Genomic DNA, 23,452 nt, shown 5'->3' on the forward strand with positions numbered 1-23,452 from the left:
TCGGCTACTTCCAGAAACCCGTGGCGTCAATCACGGCCTTGTCTTCGGGCTTTTGCATGCCCCGGAACGCGGAATGATTCACGAGCATCACGACAACGTCGGCCTGCCTCAATGCATCCTGGGATTCGGCGAACAAGATCCCGTCGACCGACTCACCCGAGTGATGGAAAGCATCCTGGAAAGGATCGACGCAGACCACCCGTCCGGGGTACCGGCTGATGAGCTGATGAGCGATATGAAGCGACGGGCTCTCTCGGAAATCATCCACATCCGGCTTGTAGGTCAGTCCGAAACACGCGATTCTGGAATCCGGCTGGCCGCCCGCCACCGCGCGCGCGACTTGCGCAAGTACATAGTCGGGCTTGCTGTCGTTGACCTCGCGAGCGGCCCTGATCAGCCGGGCCCGCTCGGGCGCCGTCGCCACGATGAACCAGGGGTCGACTGCAATGCAATGTCCGCCGACGCCGGGGCCAGGACTGAGGATATTGACCCGCGGATGCCTGTTCGCCAGTTCGATGACCTTCCACACATCAATCCCGGCGTCTGAACAGATCATCGAGAGCTCGTTGGCAAACGCGATGTTGACGTCGCGGAAAGCGTTCTCGGTGAGTTTGCAAAGCTCCGCCGTACGATCATCCGAGTCAATGCATGCCCCGCGGACAAACCGACCGTAGAGGGCACGCGCCAGGCGTGTGCACGACTGCGTCATCCCACCGACGACCCGATCGTTCTCAACGAGCTCCTGCAGCATGCGCCCGGGAATGATGCGTTCCGGACAATACGCCAGATGAACGTCAGGCTCGACCTGTCCATTGAGCGGAAAGACCAGATCCGGGCGAAGCTCCGCAAGCAGCGAGGCCAGTTCCCGCGTCGTCCCCACCGGAGACGTCGACTCGAGCACGATCAGGTTGCCTTTCTCCAGCACGGGCGCGACGGATCGCCCTGCGGCTAGGACATAGCTGATGTCCGGCTCGTGCGTCGCATGGTCGACAGGCGTCGGAACGGCGATGATGAAATGACGCGCGGGCATCGGACTCAGGTACGCGCGAAGTGACCCCTTGCGCACGCACCTTTCCACCATGTCCGACAGACCAAGCTCTTCGAAGTGCGCTTCGCCGGCATTGACGGCATCCACGGCCCGCTTCGAGATATCCACCCCCGCGACCGAACAGCCCGCGTTGGCGAACATGACCGCCGTAGGCAGTCCGATATAGCCCAGTCCTATGACAGCCACGTCATGAGTATTCGAGCCCATGACTCCGCTGTTTGCATGATCCCTCACCGTATTCACCACCTTACTGCCCCTATTCAAAAGTCTCGCTGACGCAAAATTTCACCATCAGCGATCCGTGAGTGTTCCGTCGACGATGATATCCGCCAGCCGGCCTGTCGCGCGCGCTCGATTGAATCTGCCAGACTCTCTGCGAGCGCCTGCCAGCTGTGCGCACGAAGGTTGAAGGATGGCGTCGCTTTGCAGGTCAGGCGTTCGCCCACCTTCAACTTCTCATCCCGCCACTCTCTCAGTACGGCGGACAACGCACGGGCGTCATTCGGCGCGCTTACGCCCACGCCGCTTCGGCTCAGCAGTTCGGTGGCAGCATCAGCTCCACCACCGACATGCAGAATCCTGACGCCAGCGCCCAAGTATTCATACACCTTTCCCGGGACCTGCATGGGATCGTCGTTTGCGATATTGACCAGAACATCGCACCCACGCTGCAGATCGAGAGCCTTGTCGTGCGGAAGGAAGCCGACAATGCGCACTTTGCCCGGATGGCGGCGCTGCGCTTCCAACAGCACGTCAGGCGGCGCGATCGTCGCCACCGTCAACCTCACACTGTCCGTCTCAAGCACGGCGTCCAGCAGGGCGTCGATGCGTCGGAACGAGTAGAAGCTTCCCGTGTAAAGCAGTTCGAGGCGATCGCCTTCGAACCCGCCCCCCGGACTGCCCGCGACCTCTGAAGGACGCTCCGCGTCAAAGCCCTGTGTCAGCAGATGAAAGCGGGACCGCTGTACCCCATGCCTCTCTTCAAGAACCGAGATCGTTCTTTCGGACGTAACGGTGACGAGGTCGGCATGCGCGCACACTGCCCTTTCGAGTTCGAACGCCCGCTTGCGCCAGCGCGCCGGCGTATAGGGGGCCAATACAGGGTCCCCCATATCCGCGACCCAGCGAAATCCTCGTCGCTTCGCCTCCATTCCAAGGGGAAGCGTGAATGCCGGCTCGTGCGACGTGATGACCAGTTCCGGCGCATGGCTCTTCAGGATGTTCCTGAGCTCGCGACGCGCCCAGAACGACCATTCCGCTCGATAGTCCGGAAACATCCATGCGGACGCCCATCGTCGCGCAGTCCCCAGGAGCTCGTGGCGGACACTGAAGCTCGGCGCGCGAGGCAGCAGCGATTTCGCTCCGAAGTAGAGCTTACCTTTCCAGTTCAGCTGCACGGGAGCCGGCTCGACGTCGCCAATCGCAACAGCCGGCGCTGGCTCGATCACAACGGTGGGCGCTGGGGTTTCTGCAGACCAGTACGGCACACCAAGGTCAACGCACACGCCACCCAGGGAGCGACGGCCCGACGTGAGGAATCCGGGCCAGACGCGGTGTACGCGGATGGTCTCCGGCAGGACCGGCAGGCCACCCGAACCGTAGCCAGGGATATCCGCTGCGAGAACACTGACCTGGTACCCTTGCCTGTCCAGCTCACGCGCAAGGTACGCCCAGCGTAGACTCTGCGGCGAAGGGATCGGCGGGAAGTCGTAAGCGATCAGCAAGATGCGCATGAGGGCCTAGTCCGTTTCCTCGATCGCAGCAATAGGCGTCTTGAGCAGGGCCTCGTACTGGAGGAGGACTTCATCGACGCCCCCAAACCCACTCATTTCACCACCTTCAAGAAGGATCGCTTTGTTGCATACGCTCCGCAGCAACGGAAAGCTGTGGCTTGCCAGCACGACGATCTGGGCGCTTTCGACATGCGACTGGATTCTGGCTTTGGCCTTCTCGATGAAAGACGCATCACCTGTCCCCAACCACTCGTCCATGATCAGGATCTCATGCCGAACCGCCGTGGCCAATGCGAAGCCGAGCCGCATACGTTGTCCTGACGAAAGCGTCCTCAGGCGGTGTCCGGCCTTCTCCGTCAACTCGGCGAAATCCAGCACTTCATCGATGATCGGCTCGACTTTTGACGCATTGAGCCCCATCGCAATTCCGCGCAGGACGATGTTCTCGACGATGGTGGCTTCCGGATTGAATCCCAAAGACAGATTCAACAGTCCTTGCCGCCCGCCGCTTACATCCAGGCGCCCCCGACTCGGCGTGTACGCACCCACCAGCACTTTCAGCAGCGTCGACTTGCCCGAGCCGTTCCTGCCCACGACACCCAGGCGATCCCCCGGCTGCAACTGAAAATCAATGCCACTCAACAAGGTGCGCGTGATCCGTTTGGGCGGCTGGAACGCTGCTCGAAGAAGCAGGCTCAGGCTGGCGCGCACACTTCGTTGATCCTGCGTGAAGACCGGAATATCCAAGCCAATTGAATGCGCATGCAGTTTTGCAGGCATAGTGCTCATATCCACATCGGCACGAAGCGCGCGTAGAGCCTGTAGATCAGAATCGCGGTGAGCCATCCCGCCACTGTGAAAACGGCGAGATACGTGTAGGTCAGAAGCTCGATCGGCTCTCCCAGAAGGGGCGCGCGCACGATCTCTACGAGATGAAACAAAGGATTCGCGCGTGCAATCGCACCCCGGAGAGTATCGGGCGGTGCGCTTGCCGCCGTCCACAGGATGGGAGTGAACAGAAAGCTGAACATCAACGCGCTACCAATCAGCTCGTAGACATCCTGCAAGCGCGCACCGATCACGGATACGACCGCCCCCATCCATGCGATGTTGAGTATGACAAGGGCTAGAGCCGGCAACAGCGTCACCAAGCCAATCCACTGGAACCCCGGACTGATGGCCAGCGCGCACGCCATCACAGGAACGGCAAGGACGAAATAGAACAGAGCCTTGGCGACCACCCTGAGAATATAATCCGTCAGTCTTGTGCGGCCATCCAGGATGAAGTTGGCGTGACCCGCATACGTGGTTGTCGCCTCACTCAACGAGACGGTGACGAAGCGGAAGATCATGTATCCGATGCCGAGATGGGCGACGAATTTCCCCGCTTCCTCCCCTTGGAGGTGGGCAAAGAAGATGCCGACACCAAAGGTATAAAGAATAGGCGGGAAGAAAGCCCAGAACATGCCCAGTCTGGACCGCCGGTACTTGGTCACCAGGTCCAGCCACGTGGCATACATCCAGAATGCCGGGTGCCGGAGGGTATCCAGGTAATCCTGCACGAGACTACGGTTCATTGCGCCAGTGCGCCCTGCAGGTCTGCCTGCAGATCGGCGAGCGCCTCCACGCCGACGCTCAACCGCACCAGCCCCTCGCTGATGCCCAGCGTCTCGCGCCGTTCAACAGGCACCGACGCGTGCGTCATCACCGCCGGATGGTTCACCAGGCTTTCAACGCCACCCAGCGACTCGGCGAGCGTGAACAGCGCGGTGTTCTCGCAAAAGCGTTTGGCGGCGTCAAAGCCGCCCTTGAGAACGATGGAGATGATGCCGCCATAGCCCTGCATCTGCGTCTTGGCGAGCGCATGCTGCGGATGCGAGGCGAGACCGGGGTAGATGACCTTCTCGATCGCGGGATGCGCTTCAAGCCACTGCGCCAGCGCCAACGCATTCTCGCAGTGCGCCTTCATCCGCAGATGCAAGGTCTTCAGGCCGCGCAACGCAAGGAAGCTGTCGAACGGCCCCTGTACGGCACCGACGGAGTTCTGCAGAAAGGCCATCTGCTCGGCAAGTTCCGCATCGTCGCCGACCACCACCATGCCACCGACCATGTCGGAGTGGCCGTTGAGGTACTTGGTGGCGGAATGCATCACGATGTCGGCGCCAAGCAGCAACGGGCGCTGCAGGATCGGCGAGGCGAACGTATTGTCGACCACCACGCGCAGGCCATGCCTGTGGGCGATGTCGCAGATGGCGGCAATGTCGACGATCTTCAGCATCGGGTTGGTGGGCGTTTCCACCCACACCATTCGCGTTTCCGGCCGGATGGCGGACTCGAAAGCAGCCATGTCGGTCAGGTCGACGAAGCTGAAGTCCAGTGCGGCGGTACGCTTGCGCACCCGCTCGAACAGCCGGTAGCTGCCGCCGTAGAGGTCATCCATGGCGATGACATGGCTGCCGCTGTCCAGCAGTTCCAGCACGGTCGACGTGGCGGCCATGCCGGAAGCGAACGCAAACCCGCGGCTGCCGCCTTCGAGAGCGGCCACGCAACGCTCGTAGGCGAACCGGGTGGGATTGTGGGTCCGCGAATACTCGAACCCCTGATGGACGCCCGGACTGCTCTGCGCATACGTCGAGGTCGCATAGATCGGCGGCATGACGGCGCCAGTGCTGGGGTCGGGCGATTGGCCGCCGTGGATGACCAGTGTGCCCAGGGCGGGCTCGCCAGCGCCCCCACCGGAAGGGGATGAGTGGTGCGTCATGTTCGGGTTCCTTGAATCAGCCGGCCATTCTACTGGCCGAGTCTTAACGTATCGTCCATGCAACGCCCACCCAAGGGAGGGGCCCTGTCCCTATTGTGCGCGGCGTCGCAGGTAGTTCAGCAGGTCGATGCGGGTGATCAGGCCGAGGAAGGCATCACCGTCCGTAATGATGGCTACTTGACCCCTGTCGAACACCGGCAGCAGGGCCTCGATCGGCGAGCGCACGTCCAGCCGGTCCAGCTTGCTGACCATGGCGGTGGAGACCGGGTCGCGGAAGCGGGTTTCGTCGCCATAGACATGCAGCAGCACGTCGCTCTCGTCGACGATGCCGACCAGACGATCCCCTTCCATCACCGGCAACTGCGAGACGTCGTACAGCTTCATGCGCTGATACGCGGTCGTAAGCAGGTCGGCGGGGCTGACCACCACCGTGTCACGCTGGCTGTAGGGGCGCAGGATCAGGTCGCGGAGGTCGCCATACTGGGGCCGGTCGATGAAGCCGTTGTCCAGCATCCAGTAATCGTTGTACATCTTGGACAGGTACTTGTTACCCGTGTCGCAGACGAACACCAGCACCTTCTTCGGGGTGGTTTGCTCACGGCAGTACTTCAGCGCCGCGGCCAGCAGGGTGCCGGTGGACGAGCCACCCAGGATGCCCTCCTTCGCCAGCAGCTCGCGGGCGGTATGGAAGCTCTCGCCGTCGCTGATCGCATAGGCCTTCTTTACCCGGCTGAAATCCGAGATCTGCGGCAGGAAATCCTCGCCGATCCCTTCCACCAGCCAGCTGCCCGACTTGGTGCTGAGCGTGCCCTCGTTGATGTACTGGGTCAGGATCGAGCCGACCGGATCGGCCAGCACCAGCTCCGTCTGTGGCGAATGTTCGGCGAAGCAGCGCGACAGGCCGGTCATCGTGCCCGAGCTGCCGCAGCCGAAGACGATGGCATCCAGTTCGCCGCCCATCTGGCGCAGGATTTCCGGGCCGGTGCCGAATTCGTGGGCCGCCGGATTGTCCGGATTACCGAACTGGTTGATGAAGTAGGCGCCCGGCGTTTCGCGGGCGATGCGCTCGGCCAGGTCCTGGTAATACTCCGGGTGGCCCTTCGCCACGTCGGAACGCGTCAGGATGACCTCGGCGCCCATGGCCTTCAGATTGAAGATCTTTTCCCGGCTCATCTTGTCCGGGACCACCAGCATCAGTTTGTAACCCTTCTGCTGGGCCACCAGGGCCAGGCCGATGCCCGTGTTGCCGGCCGTGCCTTCGACCAGCGTGGCACCCGGCTTCAGATCGCCGCGCTTCTCCGCGGCCTCGATCATCGACATGCCGATACGGTCCTTGATGGACCCGCCCGGATTGGCGCTCTCGAGCTTCAGGTAAAGGGTGCAGAGCCCGGTGTCGAGGCGCCTGGCCTGGACGATCGGCGTGTCGCCGATCAGGTCAAGTACGGAAGAGTGGATCGCCATGCGGCCGTGCATCCGGTGCGGTACAGGGCCGGGATTATCGCATTGGGTGACGCGGACGGCGACGGCCGACGAGGAGGCCGCCGCCGCCCGCGACGAGAAAACCGGGAAGGATCAGTGGGGCTTGGCGTCGTAGATCCGGAGCAATCGCTCCTTGGCGTGCAGCTTCTCGCGCTTCATCTGGCCGAGCAGGGTGTCGTCGATGGGCAGCACGCCGAGTTCGGCGTCGGTGACCTTCTTGTCCAACTCGCGGTGGCGCTGGTACAGCTGCTTGAATTCCGGATCGGCCTTGATGAGCGCATCGATGTCGGCCTGCGGTTGACCTTCGAACATGATCGTTACCTCCTTCAGCGGAAATACGAACGCCCCGGCCTTTGCAGGCACGGGGCGTTGGCTTGGGAGCGGAGCATCGGATCGACAGCGCGGGCACTTCCCATCGGAATGCCCGCTGCGGCCTGCTTGCCGGCGGCGGTCTCCTGGGGGATCGGGACGGGCGTCATCGGGGTCGATTCTCCGGTGAGCCAAGCGACGGGAGCCGCTTGGGTATACGACCCTACTCCTCGATTTCCGGCCCGGCAAGGGTCACCCCAAGTCGTTGATTTCTGGAACAAACCCCGCAAAGGCGGGCATTCAGGCTACCCGCCCGAAAGCCACTGGATTTCGTTCAACCAACTGATTTACAAGATAAAATCAGTGCGTGACGATGACTTCCAGCGCGCGCGCCTTGCTGCCGGCCCCTTTCGCGGCGCTCTGCAGCCGCGACCTGGGGATGCCTGCGGCCACCAGGGCGTCGCGGAGCGCATCCGCACGGCGCTGGCCCGGCGTCTGGCTGTCGCCGAACCCCTCGACCCGGGCGCGGGCCTTGGGATTGGCCTGCAGGTAGGCCGCCAACGCCTTGGCACTGGCAGTGCCACCGGTCGACAGCTTGGCCGAACCACTCCCGAACGCATCCGCACCCAGCGTGAAGACCTCGCCGCGCGCCTCGAACTTCGACGCGGGCAGCTTGGCCCCGGAGACCAGTTCGGCTTCCTCGCGCGCCAGTTTCAGCTCGCGCTGGCGTGCCGCGCTCAGGCGGTTGGCCTGTTGACCGGCCACTGTGTCCAGCGTGGTTTCCGCTTCCTGGCGCGCCAGGGCCTCGGCTTCGGCGGCCAGGCGCAGGCGTTCGGTTTCCTCGGCCTGGATCTGCGCCTGCACGCGCAGGCGTTCGGCCTCGCGGCGCGCCTTCTCGGCTTCGCGGCGGCTGGCCTCCACCAGCAACTCGCTGCGGGTGCGGTCCAGCCGATCCACGTCACGGCGGGCCGCCTGGGTACGGGCGGCGATCTCGGCGATCTCCACGCGGCGTTCGGCGATGTACTGCGCCGTCTCGCGCTGGCTGCGGCGCGCCTTGTCGAACGCCGCGATGGCGTGCTGGGCCTGCAGCTTTTCGTAGGCGGCCATCTCGGCCAGGGCGGGATCGGCCTGCAGCGCCGCCAGTCGCTGGTTCAATTGCACGACCACCGGATTGTCGGCGGCGCCGGCAGCCAGCGATGCCGTCGCGAGGGCGAGGCCCAGTACGGTCGAATGCAGGCTCTTGCGGAAGGCGCTCATCGCTTACCCTCCCCGCCGATCTGCCGCTGCAGGTCGGCGATCTCCGCCTGGCGCTGCGCCACTTCGGCCAGGGCCACCGCCTCCTGGCTGCGTGCACGGGCGAGATCGGCCTCGACCGCGGCCCGCTGCGCGAAGTCCAGCGCCTTTTTCTTGTCGCGTGCGGCATTCGCCGCCTGGGCCTGCGCCAGCGTCTGCCGTGCGGCCGCCAGCGGTTCGGGGGCGTACTGGTCCGCGTCCGCCTGGTCGGCGCGCTGTACGGCCTGCACCGCAGCTTCGAGTTCCGGCGTCGGCGCGCTCTGCGCAAAAGCGGGTTCACCCGACAGGGCCATTGCCGCTACTGCGGCGGCCATCACATGCAGGGGCCTGCGGAAGTGTGCGAAGCTAACGATCATTGGGGTGCCGTGACGTTGAGGGGTGCGCGCGGCCATTGTCGGAAGCCTTTGGCGCCGTTGCAACGTCGCCGCGCATCGTGGGGAGCTTTGCATATGGACATCGGCTATTTCCTGAAGCTGATGACCGAGAAGAACGCCTCGGACATGTTCCTCACGACCGGGGCGCCGGTCTACATCAAGATCGAGGGCAAGCTCTACCCGCTGGGCAATACCGGGCTGCCGCCCGGCATGGTCAAGAAGATCGCGTACTCGCTGATGGACGAAGGCCAGGTGCCGGTGTTCGAGCGCGAGCTCGAGCTCAACATGGCCATCGCCCTGCAGGACGCCGGCCGCTTCCGCGTCAACGTGTTCAAGCAGCGCGGCGAAGTCGGCATGGTCATCCGTGCCATCCGCAGCGTGATCCCGACGATCGAGGAGCTGAACCTGCCGCCGGTGCTGAAGGACATCATCATGACCCCGCGCGGGCTGGTGCTGATCGTCGGTTCCACCGGTTCGGGGAAGTCGACCTCGCTGGCATCGATGATCGACTACCGCAACACCACCAGCACCGGCCACATCCTCACCATCGAGGATCCGATCGAGTACCTGCACAAGCACAAGCAGTCGATCGTCAACCAGCGCGAGGTCGGCCTGGATACGCACGCCTTCCACAACGCGCTGAAGAACGCGATGCGCGAGGCGCCGGACGTCATCCTGATCGGCGAAATCCTGGACGCCACCACCATGGAAGCCGCCATCGCCTTCGCCGAAACCGGCCACCTGTGCCTGGCGACGTTGCACTCGAACAACGCCGACCAGACCATCGAGCGCATCCTCAACTTCTTCCCCGAAAGCGCGCACAAGAACGTGCTGATGAACCTGGCGCTGAACCTGCGCGCCGTGGTCTCCCAGCGCCTGGTGAAGGGCACCGACGGGCGCCGCATGCCGGCGGCGGAGGTGCTGATCAACACGCCGATGATCCGCGACCTGCTGCGGCGCGGACAGGTGCACGAGATCAAGGCCGCGATGGAGGAGTCGCTGGAAGAAGGCATGGAGACCTTCGACCAGTGCCTGTTCCGCATGGTCAAGGAAGGTCAGATCGAGCAGGAGGAAGCGCTGCGCGCCGCCGACTCGCGCGACGGCCTTGCGCTCAAGTTCCGCCTGTCCGAAGGCAGCAAGGGCGAGCACGATCCCTACGCGGACTACGACAGCGGCGGCAGCAGTTCGCCGCGCATCACCCACGGCTTCGGCTGAGCGCGGACCGGGCAGTGCAGGCTGGAACGGGCGGGGAAACCCGCCCGTCCGCGTTTCACGCGCACCGCTCAGGCGTTGGCGTCGGGCTGGTTGTCGGGCCGCGCCTGATCGAAAGCGGGCAACGCCAGGCAGGCCTGCTCGATGCGGACGATGGTCGGGAAGCCGCTCATGTCCACGCCGAAGCGGCGCGCATTGAAGACCTGAGGCACCAGGCAACAGTCGGCTAGACCCGGCGTCGCCCCATGGCAGAAGGCACCGGTGGCCGCGTCCTCGGCCAGCAGGGTTTCCATGGCGGTGAATCCTTCGATCACCCAGTGCTTGATCCAGTCGTCGCGCTCGGGCTGGGGTACGTTCCAGGTCCCCTCGAAATACTGCAGCACGCGCAGGTTGTTGAGCGGATGGATGTCGCAGGCGACCATCAGGGCCAGCGCGCGCACGCGGGCGCGGTCGCGGGCCGTCATCGGCAGCAGGCGGGGGGAAGGCCAGGCTTCGTCGAGGTATTCGAGGATGGCCAGTGACTGCCGGATCACCCGCACGCCGTGCTGCAGCGTGGGCACCATGTGCTGGGGATTCCTTGCGACGTAGTCCGGCGCGTGCTGCTGCCCGCCGTCGCGCACCAGGTGCACGGGCACCGTCTCGTAAGCCAGGCCCTTGAGGTTCAGGCCGATGCGTACGCGATAGGCGGCGCTGGAGCGCCAGTAGGAATACAGCCGGAGTTGCTCAGCCATGCAAGCCGCTCCCCGCGGTTTGCGCCTTCGAATGCCCGGAATCCATGCCCCACCCACCCTGCTCCGTCCTGGGTTCACACTGGACCCGGGCGCGCCTTCAAGGCAAGGGTTGCTTCTCGATCCGCTGCTCGATCGCGCCAAAAATGGAACGGCCGTCACGGTTCGTCATTTCGATGCGGACCACGTCGCCGAAACTCATGAACGGCGTGGACGGCTTGCCGTCACGCAGCGTCTCGACGGTGCGCTGCTCGGCGAAGCACGAGGCGCCCTTGGAGGTGTCCTCGTTGGCGATGGTGCCCGAGCCGACGATGGTGCCGGCCGACAGCGGCCGCGTCTTGGCCGCGTGCGCGACCAGTTGGGCGAAATCGAACTGCATGTCCACGCCGGCTTCCGGCGCGCCGAACCATTCACCGTTGATATGCGTGACCAGCGGCAGGTGCACCTTGTTGTCGCGCCAGGCATCGTCCAGCTCATCCGGCGTGACGAACACCGGCGACAGCGCCGAGCGTGGCTTGGATTGCAGGAAGCCGAAGCCCTTCGCCAGTTCGCCCGGGATCAGGTTGCGCAGCGACACGTCGTTGACCAGACCGATCAACTGGATGTGGGCGGCGGCCTGCGCCGGCGTGACCGCCATCGGCACGTCGTCGGTGACGACGACGATCTCTGCCTCCAGATCGATGCCGTACTCCTCGCTGACCACCTTCACCGGATCGCGCGGACCATGGAATGCGGCACTGGTGGCCTGGTACATCAGCGGGTCGGTGTAGAAACTCTCCGGCACCTCTGCGCCGCGGGCACGGCGCACGCGTTCCACGTGCGGCAGGTAGGCGCTGCCGTCGACGAATTCATAGGCACGCGGCAAAGGGGCGGCCAGCGCCTGCAGGTCGATGTCGAACGCGCCGTCGGCGTCACCGGCATTCAACGACTCGTACAGCGCGTTGAGGCGCGGCGCGGTGTTGCTCCAGTCCTCCAGCGCGAGCTGCAGCGTCGGCGCGATGCCGGTGGCGCGCACGCCGCGGGCCAGATCACGCGACACCACGATCAACGAACCGTCCCGACCACCTTCCTTCAGGGAACCCAGCTTCATCGCAACTCCAGATGGCGGCGCCCGTGCGCCATGGTTTCAATTGTAACGAAAGACGGCGACGATCAGCCGGCAGCGGTATCGCCCTGGAAACCGTCCTTGCGGAACGTCAGTACCAGCGTATCGCGATGACCCTGCACGTCTAGCGGCTGGATGGGGGTGGATTCGTGGATCACGCGTTCGTCGTCGAGGAACAGCAGCGACCACGGCGCTTCCAGCGTGAAGCGCTGACCGTCCGGCCCGGCCGCAGCGAACACCCGGGTTTCGCCGCCCTTGATGCCTTGGCGGCCCAGCAGCAGCACCGCAACGAAATCGACACCGTCGCGGTGCGCGCCTTCCGGCGTCGGCCGGCCGATGCCGTCGGTGGTGTCGATTCGGAACTGGTGCGCCTCCACGTACCAGGGACGCTCGCCCTTCAGCGCGGAGCACCACTGTCCCAGCCCTGCCAGCAACCGGGTCCAAGCCGGAGCGTCCGCGACACCCGGTTCGATCGGCTCGAACCAGCGCTGCATGCCGCCGTGCAGGGCGTTGTAGTCCAGCGACTGCCAGTGCGCCCTATGCGGGACCTGCTGCACGCGGTCAGCCTCGACGACGAAACAGGAATGCCGGCGACGCCGGTAACGACCACCGTCCTTGAGGTAACCGTCCACCTCCAGCCGATCCCAACTGGGCAGCAGTGCGTCGAGCGCGTCGAGATCGATGCTCACCGCATCGGCCATGGCGCGCGGCTCCAGCACGGCATAGCCGCGCTCCTGCACGCGGCGCACGGCCTCGTCGGCGGGACAGAACGGCGGTTGGAACATCGCGACCATCGGCAAGATCCCTCAACGCAAAAACCCGCCAGAGGCGGGCTTTTGCGGATGTCCAGTGGACGTCAAGTTGGCAGCCCCGGATGGATTCGAACCACCGAATGCCTGAGTCAGAGTCAGGTGCCTTACCGCTTGGCGACGGGGCTGTGTAACCAGTGACGCGTAGTGTAGCGCGTCTGTTAGCGCTTGGAGAACTGCGTGGCGCGACGCGCCTTGTGCAGACCGACCTTCTTGCGCTCGACTTCACGGGCGTCGCGGGTCACGAAGCCTGCCTTGCGCAGTTCCGACTTCAGCGTTTCGTCGTACTCCACCAGCGCGCGGGCGATGCCCAGGCGGATGGCGCCAGCCTGACCGGTGATGCCGCCGCCGGTGGTCGTCACGGTGATGTCGAAGGTTTCGGTGTTCTTGGTCAGCTCCAGCGGCTGGCGCACGATCATGCGGCCGGTTTCGCGGCCGAAGAACTCGTCCAGCGGACGACCATTGACCGTGATGTTGCCGGTGCCCTTGCGCAGGAACACGCGGGCGGTGGAGGACTTGCGACGGCCGGTGCCGTAGTTCTGAGTGATAGCCATGATTAGATGTCCAGGACCTGCGGCTGCTGAGCGGCGTGCGGATGATTCGGGCCGGCGTAGACCTTGAGCTTGCGATACATGTCGCGGCCCAGCGGGCCCTTCGGCAGCATGCCCTTCACGGCGGTCTCGATGACGCGCTCCGGATGGCGCTCCAGCGCCTGGGCCAGCGTCTCGGTCTTCAGGTTGCCGATGTAGCCGGTGAAGCGGTGGTACTTCTTGTCGGCCAGCTTGTTGCCGGTGACATGGATCTTCTCGGCGTTGATCACGACGAGGTAGTCGCCGGTGTCAACGTGAGGGGTATAGACGGGCTTGTGCTTGCCGCGGAGGCGGCGGGCCAGCTCGGTGGACAGGCGACCCAGGGTCTTGCCTGCTGCGTCGACGACGTACCAGTCGCGCTGGACGGTCTCGGACTTGGCGGTAAAGGTGCTCATGTAACTCTCGTGTGTCTGGTCGGGCGGATTCCGCGGTTTCCCGGGCGGAACTTTGCCACGCGTTGTGAAGGGTGAAACGGAAGAGGCGGGATTGTACGGGGCCTTGCCGCAGTGCGCAACCCTGAGGCAACCCCTGCCAGCCGGGGCGTCCAGGGCAGACGACGGGCCCGTCGACGCGGCAGAATGACCCCATGACTACGCGGACCTTTTCGCCCTTCGATCACTGGCTGGTGGAAGCCCAGCGCGGCCTGGACACCGTCTTCGGCAACCCGCCCGCCCAGCGCGCCAACCCGGCCGGGGACACCCCCGAGGTGGCCCTGGAGCCGGACGAACAGCGCCATGCTGCCGGCCTGATGCGCATCAACCATGTCGGCGAGGTCTGCGCCCAGGGCCTGTACTTCGGCCAGGCGGCCGTCGCCCGCGACGCCACCACACGCGCCCACTTGCTGGACGCTGCCCAGGAGGAGACCGACCACCTCGCCTGGTGCGCCGACCGCCTGCGTGAGCTGGACAGCCGGCCCAGCCTGTTCAACCCGCTGTGGTACGCCGGCAGCTATGCCCTCGGCGCCCTCGCCGGCCTGCGCGGGGACGGCTGGAGCCTGGGCTTCGTGGTCGAAACCGAGCATCAGGTGGAAGCCCACTTGGACGAGCACCTGGAGTCCCTGCCCCCCGCCGACCTGCGCAGCCGGGAGATCCTCAAGGTCATGAAGGCCGACGAAGCCCGCCATGCCGACCATGCGGAGCAGGCCGGCGCACGCCTGCTGCCGGCACCGATCCCCATGCTGATGGCCGGCGCGTCCAAGTTGATGAAAACGGTGGCCTACCGGCTGTAATCCGTAGCGCGGCGCCTGCCCCGCTTCTTGTCGGGCGGAGTCTCGCTCACCGCACCATGCGGAGCCGAGCAGGCTTGGCTCTACATACTGGATGCCCTGGAGACCAAGGGCGTTGATGGACTCGTGCGGTCGTGCGCGTGGCGCACGCTACGAGGCCAGTTTCAGGCCGATGATGCCCGCCACGATCAGGCCGATGCAGACCAGGCGCGCCGCGGTGGCGGGCTCGTTGAACAGCCACATGCCGACCAGGGCCGTGCCCACCGCGCCGATGCCGACCCAGATGACGTACCCCGTACCCAGCGGGACGTGCTTCAGCGCGAGCGCCAGCAGCCAGAAGCTGGCCGCCGCGGCCACCGCCGTGACCATGCTGGGTACCAGGCGGCTGAAGCCTTCCGAATACTTCAGGCCCACGGCCCACACCACTTCCAGCAATCCCGCCACCACCAGATAGACCCACGCCATACGTCACCTCCTCAGGTTGTGCCCGGGCCATAACGCGAAACGGCCCGGAACTCGCGTTCCGGACCGCCGTCGGTCCTGATGCGCGGCTCGCGCCGCGGGCGGGTCGTCCCGCCGTTGTTTGTGGGCAGACTAGCGCAAGCCATCCGAACCGGATGTAACCCGCGCCCGTCGCCAACCCGTCATTCCGGCAGGTTGCGCCCGTGGTACAGCTCTTCGATCTCCCGCTTCAGGCGCGCCTCGATCTTCATGCGCTCCTTGAACGACAGGTTCTTGGCCTTCTCCTCGAACAGGTAGTTGTCGAGGTCGAACTCCTTCAGGTGCATCTTCGTGTGGAAAATATTCTCCTGGTAGACATTCACGTCGAGCATCTCGTAGCGCGACTTGATGTTCTTGGCCAGGAAGTCCTGGATCGAGTTGATCTTGTGGTCGATGTAGTGCTTCTTGCCCTTCACGTCGCGGGTGAAGCCGCGCACCCGGTAATCCATGATGACGATGTCGGATTCCAGGCTTTCGATCAGGTAGTTCAGCGCCTTCAGCGGCGAAATCACGCCACAGGTCGCCACGTCGATGTCGGCGCGGAAGGTCGCGATGCCGTTGTCCGGATGGGTTTCCGGGTACGTGTGGACCGTGATGTGCGACTTGTCCATGTGCGCCACCACCGCGTCGGAGATGATCTCCTTGCCCGCATCCTTCTTGTCGATCACCGGCTCCTCGGAGATGAGGATCGTCACCGACGCGCCCTGCGGGTCGTAGTCCTGGCGGGCCACGTTCAGGATGTTGGCGCCGATGATCTCCGCCACATCCGTCAGGATCTGGGTCAGGCGATCGGCGTTGTATTCCTCGTCGATGTACTCGATGTAGCGACGGCGCTCGTCCTCGGACGAGGCGTAGCACACGTCGTAGATGTTGAAGCTCAGCGCCTTGGTGAGGTTGTTGAAGCCTTGCAGCCGCAGGCGAGGCAGGGGTTTTACCACGGCGGTGGTCCCTCTCAGGGGGTGTCGGATGAGGGGGCGGATTATGCGCCATACGGGGTGACAGTGAAATGTCCGTGGCCCGCCCGTCGGTACGCCGTCACATACTGGCCCAGCCCTTGCATGGCCTGCGTTTGCCGTCGGCTACGTATTCGGACTAAGCTTCCTGAATTACACGCCGTGACCACCATGAGCCCGGGCATCCCCCTTGCAGCCCCCGCTCGCCCCGCCGCCAGCCCGCTGACGCCGGACAACGCCACGCTCGAGCGCTTCCTGGCCCATAGCCATCGGCGCCGCTACCCGGCACGCGCGGATGTCTTCCGCCCGGGCGACCCGGCTGGCACGCTCTATTACGTGGTCAGCGGCTCGGTCAGCATCATCACCGAGGAAGACGACGACCGCGAACTGGTCCTCGGCTACTTCGGCTCCGGCGAGTTCGTCGGCGAAATGGGCCTGTTCATCGAGTCCGACCGCCGCGAAGTCATCCTCCGCACCCGCACCCAGTGCGAACTGGCGGAAGTCAGCTACGAGCGCCTGCACCAGTTGTTCCTCGGCACGCTGTCGGCCGATGCGCCCAAGCTGCTGTACGCCATCGGCGCGCAGCTCTCGAGGCGTTTACTGGACACCAGCCGGAAAGCCAGCCGCCTGGCGTTCCTGGACGTCACCGACCGCATCATCCGCACGCTGCACGACCTGGCGCGCGAGCCGGAAGCCATGAGCCACCCCCAGGGCACCCAGTTGCGCGTGTCCCGCCAGGAACTGGCGCGTCTGGTCGGCTGCTCGCGCGAAATGGCGGGCCGCGTGCTGAAGAAGTTGCAGGCCGATGGCGCCCTCCACGCGCGCGGCAAGACGGTCGTGCTGTACGGCACGCGCTGACGCCGACTCCGCCTCACGCGCTGCGTCGGCACCGCTCGCATTGCACATAGCCTTCCGGCGTCACCGTTCTTTCCCGATGGCGGCACGGTGCGCCCGTGGCGTCGCGCGTACGCCGCCCTGTCCGAGGCGACGCAGGTAATCGTCCGCACCGCTGATCGAGCTTCACGCATCTGCGTGTGACACCTGCCCTCAATAGCGGAACCAGAGCGCCTTCTGTCGGATGTGACAGCCTGCTGCCCCCAGCATCCCGTGCGTTCGCCCTGCCGCGCATCGATGCGGCGACGTCCGCGGAACCCACGCCCCCACACGGTATGCTCGGACCTGATCGCCCGGCACCTCCACGCCGGGAGGACGGGGCGGATGGAGTTCGGCAGCGGGTTTTTCTGGTTCGTCCTGATCGGCCTGGGCGCGCAACTGGTCGACGGCGCGCTCGGCATGGCGTTCGGACTGATCTGCTCGTCCATCCTGCTCAGCATGGGCCTGCCGCCGGCCGCAGTGAGCGCCAGCGTGCATGCTGCCGAAGTGGTCACCACCGGCGTTTCGGGCGCCTCGCACGCCTACTTCCGCAACATCGACAGACGCCTGTTCTGGCAACTGACGATCGCCGGCTCCGTCGGTGGCGCGATCGGCGCCTACGTGCTGACCCGGTTGCCCGGCGATGCGATCCGTCCGTTCGTCTATCTCTATCTGTTGGCGCTGGCGGTGCTGATCCTGGTGCGTTCGTTCGGTCGCTGGATGCCGCGCGAACAGGTCAAGCGCGTGCCGGTGCTGGGATTCTTCGCCGGTCTGCTGGACGCCACCGGCGGTGGCGGCTGGGGGCCGCTGGCCACCTCGACCCTCCTCGCCCGCGGCGGCCAGGCCCGCACGACCATCGGCACCGTCAGCGCGTCGGAATTCGTGGTGACGCTGGTGGTGTCGATCACCTTCATCCTGACCATCGGCCTGGATCATCTCGAGATCGTGCTGGGCCTGCTGGTGGGTGGCGCCATCGCCGCGCCGTTCGCGGCGTGGTTCGTGCGGCATGTCCCGGAGAAGATCGTGCTGAAGGTGGTCGGACTACTGGTGCTGTGCATCAGCCTGTACCAGATCGGACGCGCCTGGCTCACGTGAGGCGCCCGGGCGCGTAGCCCCGAAACACGCGGGCCGCCACCGACGGCCCGCGCATCTCCTCTCCATCCGTCAGCGGGACTGGCCCGTCTGGTCGCGCGGCTGCGCGACCTGCTGGTCCACCACGGCGTGCTCCTTCTGCTGCCAGCCCTGGCCCGCCGGCGTCTTCAGGTAATCGTCCAGGGCCTGCCGCATCGCCCGGTCGTCGCCGCCGTGCATGGCGGAGAACATGCGATCCACGAACGACCGCTGCGCATCCTCGCTGCGCGGATTCTGCGGCGTGGTCTCCGCAGGCGTCGTCTCGCGTGCCGCATCGCGCGTGGCCGTTGCCATCGCCGCACGGGAGCGGTTGCCGTATTCGCCATCCACCTTCAGGCCATGATCCTCCTGGAACGCACGCAGTGCGTGTTCCGTCTGTGGGCCGAACTTGCCCGACGTGGTCTCCAATGGTTGGCCATCGGCACCGCGATAGCCCAGCTGGTTCAGCTGCTGCTGAAGCTCGCGCACCGATGCACCGGAAGCCCCGTCACGCAACACCTCGGGCGTTGCTGCACGTGCGGGCGCCACGGCATCACGCTCGGCGCCACGCAGGTGCGGCAACGGATCGACCTGCCGGCCATCGCGCCACATTTCGAAGTGCAGGTGCGTATCGCCTTGGGCAGGCGTGTTGCCGGTCCGCCCCATGGTGCCGATCTGCTGCCCGGCTTCGACACGCTGTCCGTTGCGCACGCTGAACCCGTCCAGGTGGAAGTACTTGGTCAGCGTGCCGTCGTCGTGACGCACGTGGACAGTGTTGCCGGCGGCGCCGTTGTTCGGGCGCACCACGACCGTCCCGCCGGCGACGGCCACCACGGGATCGCCGACATCGCCTTGGATATCGATGCCGCCATGCCGCCGGCCACCGCTGCGCGGCGTACCGAATTCGCCCCGGCCTTCGCGCGGCTTGTCGGCTTCATTGATGTCCTGATTGCCCGGCGTCGGCCAGGCCAGCCCGCCCTCGCGCTGTTGCATCTCCACGGTTTGCGCACGATTGCGCTCCTGTTCCGGCAACGCGAGTTGCTGTGCGATCGCTTCGCGCGTGCGCGCATCGGCATTGCCGGTGGCTTCCAGCTGGTTGGCGGCCTGGAAGGCACGCACCGCTTCCTGCGTCTTCCCGCCGTAGATGCCCGAACGCGTCTCCAGCTCCGCACCCTGGCCATCACGGAAGCCGAGCTGGTTCAGCGACGTCTGCAAGGCGCGCACTTCTTCGCCACGCTCGCCGCTCTGCAGCACGCCGTCAGACAGCGGCGACGTGCGCTCGCGGACAGCCGCATCGGGCTGGCCTGCCTGGATGCCACGGTCTGGAATGCTGATAGCAGCGTACTTGCCGTTCCAGTACTGCGAGAACGCCGTGGCCAGTTCGCGATCGCCCAGCCCACGCAACGCGTCGGTCGTATGGCCAGTCAGCCGCTCGGCATCGCGCGCACTGATGTTGTTGAGGATGTTGCGACGCGTATCGTCGCGGGTAAACTCGCCCGTCGCGATCGCGCTCTGGATGGATGCGTAGCCTGCCGCACCCTGCTGATGGGCCAGATACAGGTCCAGGCCACTGGGCGCGTCCTGCCCGGACAGGAAATCATGTCCACTGCGCGACTGCCGACGCGTGATGTCGGCAAGGTTGTCGCGATAGAGCGCGGCAGCCGCGCGTGTACTCTCTGCCGGATCGAACTCGCGGCCGGCGATACCGTACTGCGCTGCGGTGCCCGGCATGAACTGGAACAGGCCCTTGGCGCCGCTGGGATTGCTCGCGTCGGGATTGAAACGCCCGCCCGTCTCGATATAGGCGAACCGGAGGAAGTCCTCGCGCGGAATGCCGCTCGCCTGTGCCTGGCGTTCGACGATGTCGAGGATCTGTTCACGGGTGTACTGACTGGCCATCGTTGGCTCCTTTGCTGATGTGCGCGACCGGGAGGGTCGCAGGACGTCAACCGGGCCCCTCCGTGGGCCTGATGCAAGTCGGTCAACTGGAAGTCGGATTATTTGGAATAGCGCTCACTCGTCTCGTCGAAGCTATAGACCACGTCGTCCGCTGCTGTCATGTCGCGGACTTTTCCGGGCGACGCGATGGTCGTTCCCTGGGACGACACCTTGAGGCGGGGAAGGCCCTCGCCCACCTGCTCGAACGTCAGCGTTCCGGTGCTGGCGACACACGGCATCACTTGCCCGCCATCGCATGCGTCGCTGTTGTCGTCGCTGACAGGGATACTTCCAAGGTAGCCCCACTGCCTGAAACCGAGCTTGTCCACACTGCCTGGGTCGAACAGCAGCAGACTGAACATGCCCACCTCCGTTCCGTTCACGAAATCCCGTGTGGGCACCGCCAACAGATAGCGTCCATCGCCGATCGTGAACGACTGCGCCTTCCGCGAATCATCGATCTGCTCCGGCCGTCCCATCCTGCCGAACTCACCGACATAGCCATCGGTATCCGGCTTCGACCACTCCACCTTGCCGTCCTTCTCGACCCGCGTGAACGTCGCCTGCGAGATGGCGACATGCTCCGGATCCTCCATCATGCCGTCGTCGCCTTCGGGGCCTTCGCCCTCGCTCTTGGCGCCGAAGCCGGTGAAGTAGTGCTTGCCGCCAAGGTCGAACGCGTGGCCGTACCAGTAGCTGACGGTCGCACCGCCGTCGACCTTGTAGCTGACCGCACCGTCGCCGTCGCGCTGGTAGATGAAGTACAGCACGCTGTCCGGTGAGGGTGGCTTCAGCTCCGACATCTGGTGTTCCTTCTCTTGGAGGGGCTTCGTCTGCGCCGCGGCATCCGCAGTGCGCTCTGCCGGGGCATCACACCCGACGACCAGAACCGCAATGGCAGCAACGAGCAGGGGGGGAAAGATGTTCATGCGCTTCGATCTCATGTCCGTGTTTCCTTGGCAACGCCTTCTGTTGAAGGATCGAACCTGTCAGTGGCGGATGGGCGTGTTTTCCGGTCGACCACCGCCCTCCCAACGTCCCGACTCGATCGCCTTGGGGCAGACGGCCTTGTACTGGGCGAACGACAACGTGTCGTCCTGGGTCCAATCCTTGCCGTACGGGTTGGGCGGACGACAATAAGGCATCAGCATGAAAGCGCCGGTGAAAGGCGGCATGGGCTTCCAGCACGGCATCGGATTCTTCCTGACATCCTGGCCCTGCGTGCAGAACACGAACGGATCGTCCATGCGGTAATAGAGTGGCTGGTAGTAGCCACTGGTGGACTGCGCGCCGAGATCGAACAAGACCAGCAGGCTCAGCGGGATGATGAACTTGATGTTTCGTTTCATGGCTACGTTCCTCGTAGTGCATGGACACTCATGGTTTGACAGGCCGTTCCGCGATCAACGTGCGATGTCCATCTGCACGGGCTTGTGTTCGACATTCGGCATGGGGGAGGGGGATACCCGCTCCTGCTCCGTCAGCAGCCCTTGATGCGACTCCATACGTGGCGCAGGTTCGGCAAGTCGCTGTCGATGGATCTCGAGTTGGCTCTGCCAGGCCTGTCCGTACGGCGAGGCCCGCAGGTCCTGCAGGGCGATGCGCAAACCATCAGGGTCGTTGGCCCTCGCGCTGGAGAGCAGGCGATCCACCTCATCTGCGGCAGAGCGCACCTCGGACTTGAGTGGCGGGTGGAACGGTCCGGCAGGCTCCATGCCGTCCACCCTCTTCGCGTTGCTGCCATCGCGCGCGCGCGCAGTGGCGGCGAAGGTACCCCATGCAGGCAGGAGCGACGCCGTGCGCGTTCGCTCGTCACGCGCACCGGGCTCGCCTGCCTGGACCGTGCCACGCAATGCATCGAATCCATCGCGCAGTGCCCCATGGGGGCCGCGTGCCGCGATCGTGATGGCGCCGCGCATTCCTTCCACATCGTCGCGATACTTGCCGATCATCGGCGCGTACTCGCTGGCCAGTGCTTGTGTCCGCACATCTTCCAGCACCGAGCGGTCCGGGCGCTGCTCACCATCCACGTTGAGGAAACGGTGCATGTCGTGCGAACCGAATCCCCGGATGCCGGCGACCAGGCTTGCACGCGGATCCAGCAGCCGCGCGCCGTTGTTGGCGTAGCCCGCGCCCACCAGCATGCCGATCTCGTCCGGCTGCGCGTAGATGCGCACTTTTCCGTAATGCGGACTGGCGGAGCTGACGGTATCCGCCGCCATCACATGGTTCACAACGCGATCGCCACCTTCCGGGATCCGTCGATCCAGGCTGACCGCTCCATAGGCATTGAACGTCTCGCCGCGCAGGTCGTAGTAGTGGGCACTGACCTGCGCCAACGTACCGCCCAGCGAATGGCCGGTGACGGTGACTTCGGGCGTACGCTTTCCCGGCAGCTGTCCTTGCTTCTCGGCGTAGTCGCGCGCCCATCTCGTGAGGGCGACTGCGTCGTCCGCCTGCAGATTGGCCCGAGTCAACACCATCGCGCCATCCGTCTTGATCAAATCGTCCCAGCGCTGCCTTTCGAACTCGGTGCCCCTGTGCGCGACGACGATGTCACCGCTGCCGAGATGCTGGTAGACCGTGCCCTGATAGCCCGTTCTCGTATTGTCGACGAAGTGAAGAATCTTGTACCTCACACCCTCAAGCTCAATCTCCTTATTCACGAGATCGCGCATCTGGCCGTCGCGATCGTAGCTGTGCTCGACCAGGTTCGCGTACTGCTGGGATGCGAGCGTCATTTGGTGAGCTCCTCGGTCTCCATGCTGACGCTGAAGAATTCAGCGCGACTCCCTTCAGGAACGGCGTCGATGCCGCTCTCACCGAAATCAGGGAAGGCATCAAAGTCTTCGACCCGGGGATAACGCGCCTTCCAGAAGTAGGTCCGCTTTCCCTCCCCCTGCTCGACCTGTTCGCGATCCAGGCTAGCGATGAATCGAGTTTCCTGCTCCGCGCCCGTCGCACGCAGTTGCACCTGCACCTGAATCAGTTCCCAACGGCAGATGCCCCTGCCGTGGTAGTCCTCGTCGATCATTCCATCCGTGTAGAAGATGCCGGCGTATTCGGCTTCAGAGACGCGCACCAGCTGGAACGGGATGTCATTCGTGGGTATCGGCGAAAGGTGTCCGCCAGGATTGGCGTTCGGCGGCGGCAGGCATTCCGGCGTCACGACATCATGCTGCGTCGCACTGACCGCCACCTTGAGCGGACCCGGCGCATCGTGGATGTGCATGCGCAACCGGTACGCCTGCACCGGGTTGGGGTTCTCTTTGTATTGGGGTCGCTGTTTCGTATCCACGGTGTCACCGCATGCAGTTATGGAGAACAGAGCGATTCCAAGAAGTATCGGCGACCATGAGAACCTGTTTCCAGAAATGATATGTGCGCTCATTTATCCGTCCTGAGTTCCTT

The 23,452-nt window shown here is 64.8% G+C and carries 25 protein-coding genes and 1 tRNA gene; 4 read left to right on the plus strand and 22 right to left on the minus strand.

Annotation, left to right across the window (positions count from 1 at the left end):
- Positions 1-4 precede the first annotated feature (4 nt).
- From wecC to CSC78_RS05885, 9 genes are all read right to left on the minus strand, one after another.
- On the minus strand, positions 5-1,255 hold the full coding sequence (gene wecC, locus CSC78_RS05845) for a UDP-N-acetyl-D-mannosamine dehydrogenase (protein WP_162336974.1): 1,251 nt from the start codon (positions 1,253-1,255) through the stop codon (positions 5-7).
- 53 nt (positions 1,256-1,308) lie between these two features.
- On the minus strand, positions 1,309-2,781 hold the full coding sequence (locus CSC78_RS05850; RefSeq protein ID WP_162336975.1) for a glycosyltransferase: 1,473 nt from the start codon (positions 2,779-2,781) through the stop codon (positions 1,309-1,311).
- A gap of 6 nt (positions 2,782-2,787) precedes the next feature.
- Entirely contained in the window at positions 2,788-3,561 is a 774-nt protein-coding gene (locus tag CSC78_RS05855; RefSeq protein ID WP_162336976.1) for an ABC transporter ATP-binding protein, read from the minus strand.
- Between the two features lie 5 nt (positions 3,562-3,566).
- The gene (locus CSC78_RS05860; protein ID WP_162336977.1) at positions 3,567-4,358 is read right to left on the minus strand and encodes an ABC transporter permease; all 792 of its coding nucleotides are present in this window, start codon (positions 4,356-4,358) and stop codon (positions 3,567-3,569) included.
- Entirely contained in the window at positions 4,355-5,542 is a 1,188-nt protein-coding gene (locus tag CSC78_RS05865) for a cystathionine gamma-synthase (protein ID WP_162336978.1), read from the minus strand. The genes CSC78_RS05860 and CSC78_RS05865 overlap by 4 nt, the downstream gene beginning before the upstream one ends.
- A gap of 90 nt (positions 5,543-5,632) precedes the next feature.
- The gene (locus tag CSC78_RS05870; protein WP_162336979.1) at positions 5,633-7,003 is read right to left on the minus strand and encodes a pyridoxal-phosphate dependent enzyme; all 1,371 of its coding nucleotides are present in this window, start codon (positions 7,001-7,003) and stop codon (positions 5,633-5,635) included.
- 111 nt (positions 7,004-7,114) lie between these two features.
- Positions 7,115-7,333 carry a YdcH family protein gene (locus tag CSC78_RS05875; RefSeq protein WP_055940917.1) on the minus strand — a complete coding sequence of 73 codons (219 nt, stop codon included), beginning with the start codon at positions 7,331-7,333 and terminating at the stop codon, positions 7,115-7,117.
- 357 nt (positions 7,334-7,690) lie between these two features.
- Positions 7,691-8,587 carry an OmpA family protein gene (locus CSC78_RS05880; RefSeq protein WP_162336980.1) on the minus strand — a complete coding sequence of 299 codons (897 nt, stop codon included), beginning with the start codon at positions 8,585-8,587 and terminating at the stop codon, positions 7,691-7,693.
- The gene (locus tag CSC78_RS05885) at positions 8,584-8,979 is read right to left on the minus strand and encodes a DUF4398 domain-containing protein (RefSeq protein WP_162337068.1); all 396 of its coding nucleotides are present in this window, start codon (positions 8,977-8,979) and stop codon (positions 8,584-8,586) included. The genes CSC78_RS05880 and CSC78_RS05885 overlap by 4 nt, the downstream gene beginning before the upstream one ends.
- Before the next feature lie 93 nt (positions 8,980-9,072).
- Between CSC78_RS05885 and CSC78_RS05890 the strand changes: the two genes are divergently transcribed.
- Positions 9,073-10,212, plus strand: a complete 1,140-nt coding sequence (locus CSC78_RS05890; RefSeq protein ID WP_162336981.1) for a PilT/PilU family type 4a pilus ATPase — start codon at positions 9,073-9,075, stop codon at positions 10,210-10,212.
- Between the two features lie 68 nt (positions 10,213-10,280).
- Here CSC78_RS05890 and maiA read toward each other — a convergent pair whose 3' ends face one another.
- From maiA to rplM, 6 genes are all read right to left on the minus strand, one after another.
- Entirely contained in the window at positions 10,281-10,940 is a 660-nt protein-coding gene (gene maiA / locus CSC78_RS05895; RefSeq protein WP_162336982.1) for a maleylacetoacetate isomerase, read from the minus strand.
- A gap of 97 nt (positions 10,941-11,037) precedes the next feature.
- Positions 11,038-12,027: a fumarylacetoacetate hydrolase family protein gene (locus tag CSC78_RS05900; RefSeq protein WP_162336983.1), complete on the minus strand. Its 990-nt coding sequence runs from the start codon at positions 12,025-12,027 to the stop codon at positions 11,038-11,040.
- A 62-nt stretch (positions 12,028-12,089) separates the two neighbouring features.
- Positions 12,090-12,836 (minus strand): 2OG-Fe dioxygenase family protein, encoded by a 747-nt coding sequence (locus tag CSC78_RS05905; protein WP_202924127.1) that lies wholly within the window; start codon positions 12,834-12,836, stop codon positions 12,090-12,092.
- 68 nt (positions 12,837-12,904) lie between these two features.
- A tRNA-Gln gene (locus CSC78_RS05910) sits at positions 12,905-12,979 on the minus strand.
- A gap of 33 nt (positions 12,980-13,012) precedes the next feature.
- On the minus strand, positions 13,013-13,405 hold the full coding sequence (gene rpsI, locus CSC78_RS05915; protein ID WP_162110517.1) for a 30S ribosomal protein S9: 393 nt from the start codon (positions 13,403-13,405) through the stop codon (positions 13,013-13,015).
- 2 nt (positions 13,406-13,407) lie between these two features.
- Positions 13,408-13,836 (minus strand): 50S ribosomal protein L13, encoded by a 429-nt coding sequence (gene rplM / locus CSC78_RS05920; protein ID WP_055936916.1) that lies wholly within the window; start codon positions 13,834-13,836, stop codon positions 13,408-13,410.
- A 191-nt stretch (positions 13,837-14,027) separates the two neighbouring features.
- Between rplM and coq7 the strand changes: the two genes are divergently transcribed.
- Complete coding sequence (coq7, locus tag CSC78_RS05925) at positions 14,028-14,669, plus strand: 2-polyprenyl-3-methyl-6-methoxy-1,4-benzoquinone monooxygenase (RefSeq protein ID WP_162336984.1); 642 nt, start codon at positions 14,028-14,030, stop codon at positions 14,667-14,669.
- A 147-nt stretch (positions 14,670-14,816) separates the two neighbouring features.
- Here the strand turns inward: coq7 and sugE are convergent, their stop codons facing one another.
- Positions 14,817-15,131: a quaternary ammonium compound efflux SMR transporter SugE gene (gene sugE / locus CSC78_RS05930; RefSeq protein ID WP_162336985.1), complete on the minus strand. Its 315-nt coding sequence runs from the start codon at positions 15,129-15,131 to the stop codon at positions 14,817-14,819.
- Between the two features lie 179 nt (positions 15,132-15,310).
- Entirely contained in the window at positions 15,311-16,105 is a 795-nt protein-coding gene (speD, locus tag CSC78_RS05935; RefSeq protein ID WP_055936923.1) for an adenosylmethionine decarboxylase, read from the minus strand.
- Positions 16,106-16,291: 186 nt separating this feature from the next.
- Here speD and crp point away from each other — a divergent pair, with 186 nt between their 5' ends.
- Both crp and CSC78_RS05945 read left to right on the plus strand, forming a co-directional pair.
- Positions 16,292-16,978, plus strand: a complete 687-nt coding sequence (crp, locus tag CSC78_RS05940; protein ID WP_238391179.1) for a cAMP-activated global transcriptional regulator CRP — start codon at positions 16,292-16,294, stop codon at positions 16,976-16,978.
- A gap of 360 nt (positions 16,979-17,338) precedes the next feature.
- Entirely contained in the window at positions 17,339-18,088 is a 750-nt protein-coding gene (locus CSC78_RS05945; RefSeq protein ID WP_162336986.1) for a sulfite exporter TauE/SafE family protein, read from the plus strand.
- Between the two features lie 69 nt (positions 18,089-18,157).
- Here the strand turns inward: CSC78_RS05945 and CSC78_RS05950 are convergent, their stop codons facing one another.
- The 5 genes from CSC78_RS05950 to CSC78_RS05970 all read right to left on the minus strand — a co-directional run bounded on the left by CSC78_RS05950 (position 18,158) and on the right by CSC78_RS05970 (position 23,432).
- Positions 18,158-20,002 (minus strand): peptidoglycan-binding protein, encoded by a 1,845-nt coding sequence (locus CSC78_RS05950; RefSeq protein WP_162336987.1) that lies wholly within the window; start codon positions 20,000-20,002, stop codon positions 18,158-18,160.
- 98 nt (positions 20,003-20,100) lie between these two features.
- The gene (locus tag CSC78_RS05955; protein WP_162336988.1) at positions 20,101-20,844 is read right to left on the minus strand and encodes a hypothetical protein; all 744 of its coding nucleotides are present in this window, start codon (positions 20,842-20,844) and stop codon (positions 20,101-20,103) included.
- A 186-nt stretch (positions 20,845-21,030) separates the two neighbouring features.
- The gene (locus tag CSC78_RS05960) at positions 21,031-21,390 is read right to left on the minus strand and encodes a hypothetical protein (RefSeq protein WP_162336989.1); all 360 of its coding nucleotides are present in this window, start codon (positions 21,388-21,390) and stop codon (positions 21,031-21,033) included.
- Positions 21,391-21,444: 54 nt separating this feature from the next.
- A complete protein-coding gene (locus CSC78_RS05965) occupies positions 21,445-22,782 on the minus strand; it encodes a lipase family protein (protein WP_162336990.1) in 1,338 nt (445 codons plus the stop codon).
- Positions 22,779-23,432, minus strand: coding sequence for a hypothetical protein (locus CSC78_RS05970; protein ID WP_162336991.1), 654 nt, complete (start codon positions 23,430-23,432; stop codon positions 22,779-22,781). The genes CSC78_RS05965 and CSC78_RS05970 overlap by 4 nt, the downstream gene beginning before the upstream one ends.
- Positions 23,433-23,452 lie beyond the last annotated feature (20 nt).

Source organism: Pseudoxanthomonas japonensis, from assembly GCF_010093445.1.
In the GTDB taxonomy this organism is placed as follows: domain Bacteria; phylum Pseudomonadota; class Gammaproteobacteria; order Xanthomonadales; family Xanthomonadaceae; genus Pseudoxanthomonas_A; species Pseudoxanthomonas_A japonensis.

Excerpts from the sequence above, each read along its gene's own strand:
- CSC78_RS05905 (WP_202924127.1), bottom strand. The coding sequence starts at position 12,836 with ATGGTCGCGATGTTCCAACCGCCGTTCTGTCCCGCCGACGAGGCCGTG.
- crp (WP_238391179.1), top strand. The coding sequence starts at position 16,292 with ATGAGCCCGGGCATCCCCCTTGCAGCCCCCGCTCGCCCCGCCGCCAGC.
- CSC78_RS05950 (WP_162336987.1), bottom strand. The coding sequence starts at position 20,002 with ATGGCCAGTCAGTACACCCGTGAACAGATCCTCGACATCGTCGAACGC.
- sugE (WP_162336985.1), bottom strand. The coding sequence starts at position 15,131 with ATGGCGTGGGTCTATCTGGTGGTGGCGGGATTGCTGGAAGTGGTGTGG.
- CSC78_RS05890 (WP_162336981.1), top strand. The coding sequence starts at position 9,073 with ATGGACATCGGCTATTTCCTGAAGCTGATGACCGAGAAGAACGCCTCG.
- rpsI (WP_162110517.1), bottom strand. The coding sequence starts at position 13,405 with ATGGCTATCACTCAGAACTACGGCACCGGCCGTCGCAAGTCCTCCACC.
- CSC78_RS05900 (WP_162336983.1), bottom strand. The coding sequence starts at position 12,027 with ATGAAGCTGGGTTCCCTGAAGGAAGGTGGTCGGGACGGTTCGTTGATC.
- CSC78_RS05965 (WP_162336990.1), bottom strand. The coding sequence starts at position 22,782 with ATGACGCTCGCATCCCAGCAGTACGCGAACCTGGTCGAGCACAGCTAC.
- CSC78_RS05960 (WP_162336989.1), bottom strand. The coding sequence starts at position 21,390 with ATGAAACGAAACATCAAGTTCATCATCCCGCTGAGCCTGCTGGTCTTG.
- maiA (WP_162336982.1), bottom strand. The coding sequence starts at position 10,940 with ATGGCTGAGCAACTCCGGCTGTATTCCTACTGGCGCTCCAGCGCCGCC.
- CSC78_RS05885 (WP_162337068.1), bottom strand. The coding sequence starts at position 8,979 with ATGATCGTTAGCTTCGCACACTTCCGCAGGCCCCTGCATGTGATGGCC.
- wecC (WP_162336974.1), bottom strand. The coding sequence starts at position 1,255 with ATGGGCTCGAATACTCATGACGTGGCTGTCATAGGACTGGGCTATATC.
- rplM (WP_055936916.1), bottom strand. The coding sequence starts at position 13,836 with ATGAGCACCTTTACCGCCAAGTCCGAGACCGTCCAGCGCGACTGGTAC.
- CSC78_RS05880 (WP_162336980.1), bottom strand. The coding sequence starts at position 8,587 with ATGAGCGCCTTCCGCAAGAGCCTGCATTCGACCGTACTGGGCCTCGCC.
- CSC78_RS05875 (WP_055940917.1), bottom strand. The coding sequence starts at position 7,333 with ATGTTCGAAGGTCAACCGCAGGCCGACATCGATGCGCTCATCAAGGCC.
- CSC78_RS05970 (WP_162336991.1), bottom strand. The coding sequence starts at position 23,432 with ATGAGCGCACATATCATTTCTGGAAACAGGTTCTCATGGTCGCCGATA.
- coq7 (WP_162336984.1), top strand. The coding sequence starts at position 14,028 with ATGACTACGCGGACCTTTTCGCCCTTCGATCACTGGCTGGTGGAAGCC.
- CSC78_RS05865 (WP_162336978.1), bottom strand. The coding sequence starts at position 5,542 with ATGACGCACCACTCATCCCCTTCCGGTGGGGGCGCTGGCGAGCCCGCC.
- CSC78_RS05870 (WP_162336979.1), bottom strand. The coding sequence starts at position 7,003 with ATGGCGATCCACTCTTCCGTACTTGACCTGATCGGCGACACGCCGATC.
- CSC78_RS05860 (WP_162336977.1), bottom strand. The coding sequence starts at position 4,358 with ATGAACCGTAGTCTCGTGCAGGATTACCTGGATACCCTCCGGCACCCG.
- CSC78_RS05945 (WP_162336986.1), top strand. The coding sequence starts at position 17,339 with ATGGAGTTCGGCAGCGGGTTTTTCTGGTTCGTCCTGATCGGCCTGGGC.
- CSC78_RS05855 (WP_162336976.1), bottom strand. The coding sequence starts at position 3,561 with ATGCCTGCAAAACTGCATGCGCATTCAATTGGCTTGGATATTCCGGTC.
- CSC78_RS05850 (WP_162336975.1), bottom strand. The coding sequence starts at position 2,781 with ATGCGCATCTTGCTGATCGCTTACGACTTCCCGCCGATCCCTTCGCCG.
- CSC78_RS05955 (WP_162336988.1), bottom strand. The coding sequence starts at position 20,844 with ATGTCGGAGCTGAAGCCACCCTCACCGGACAGCGTGCTGTACTTCATC.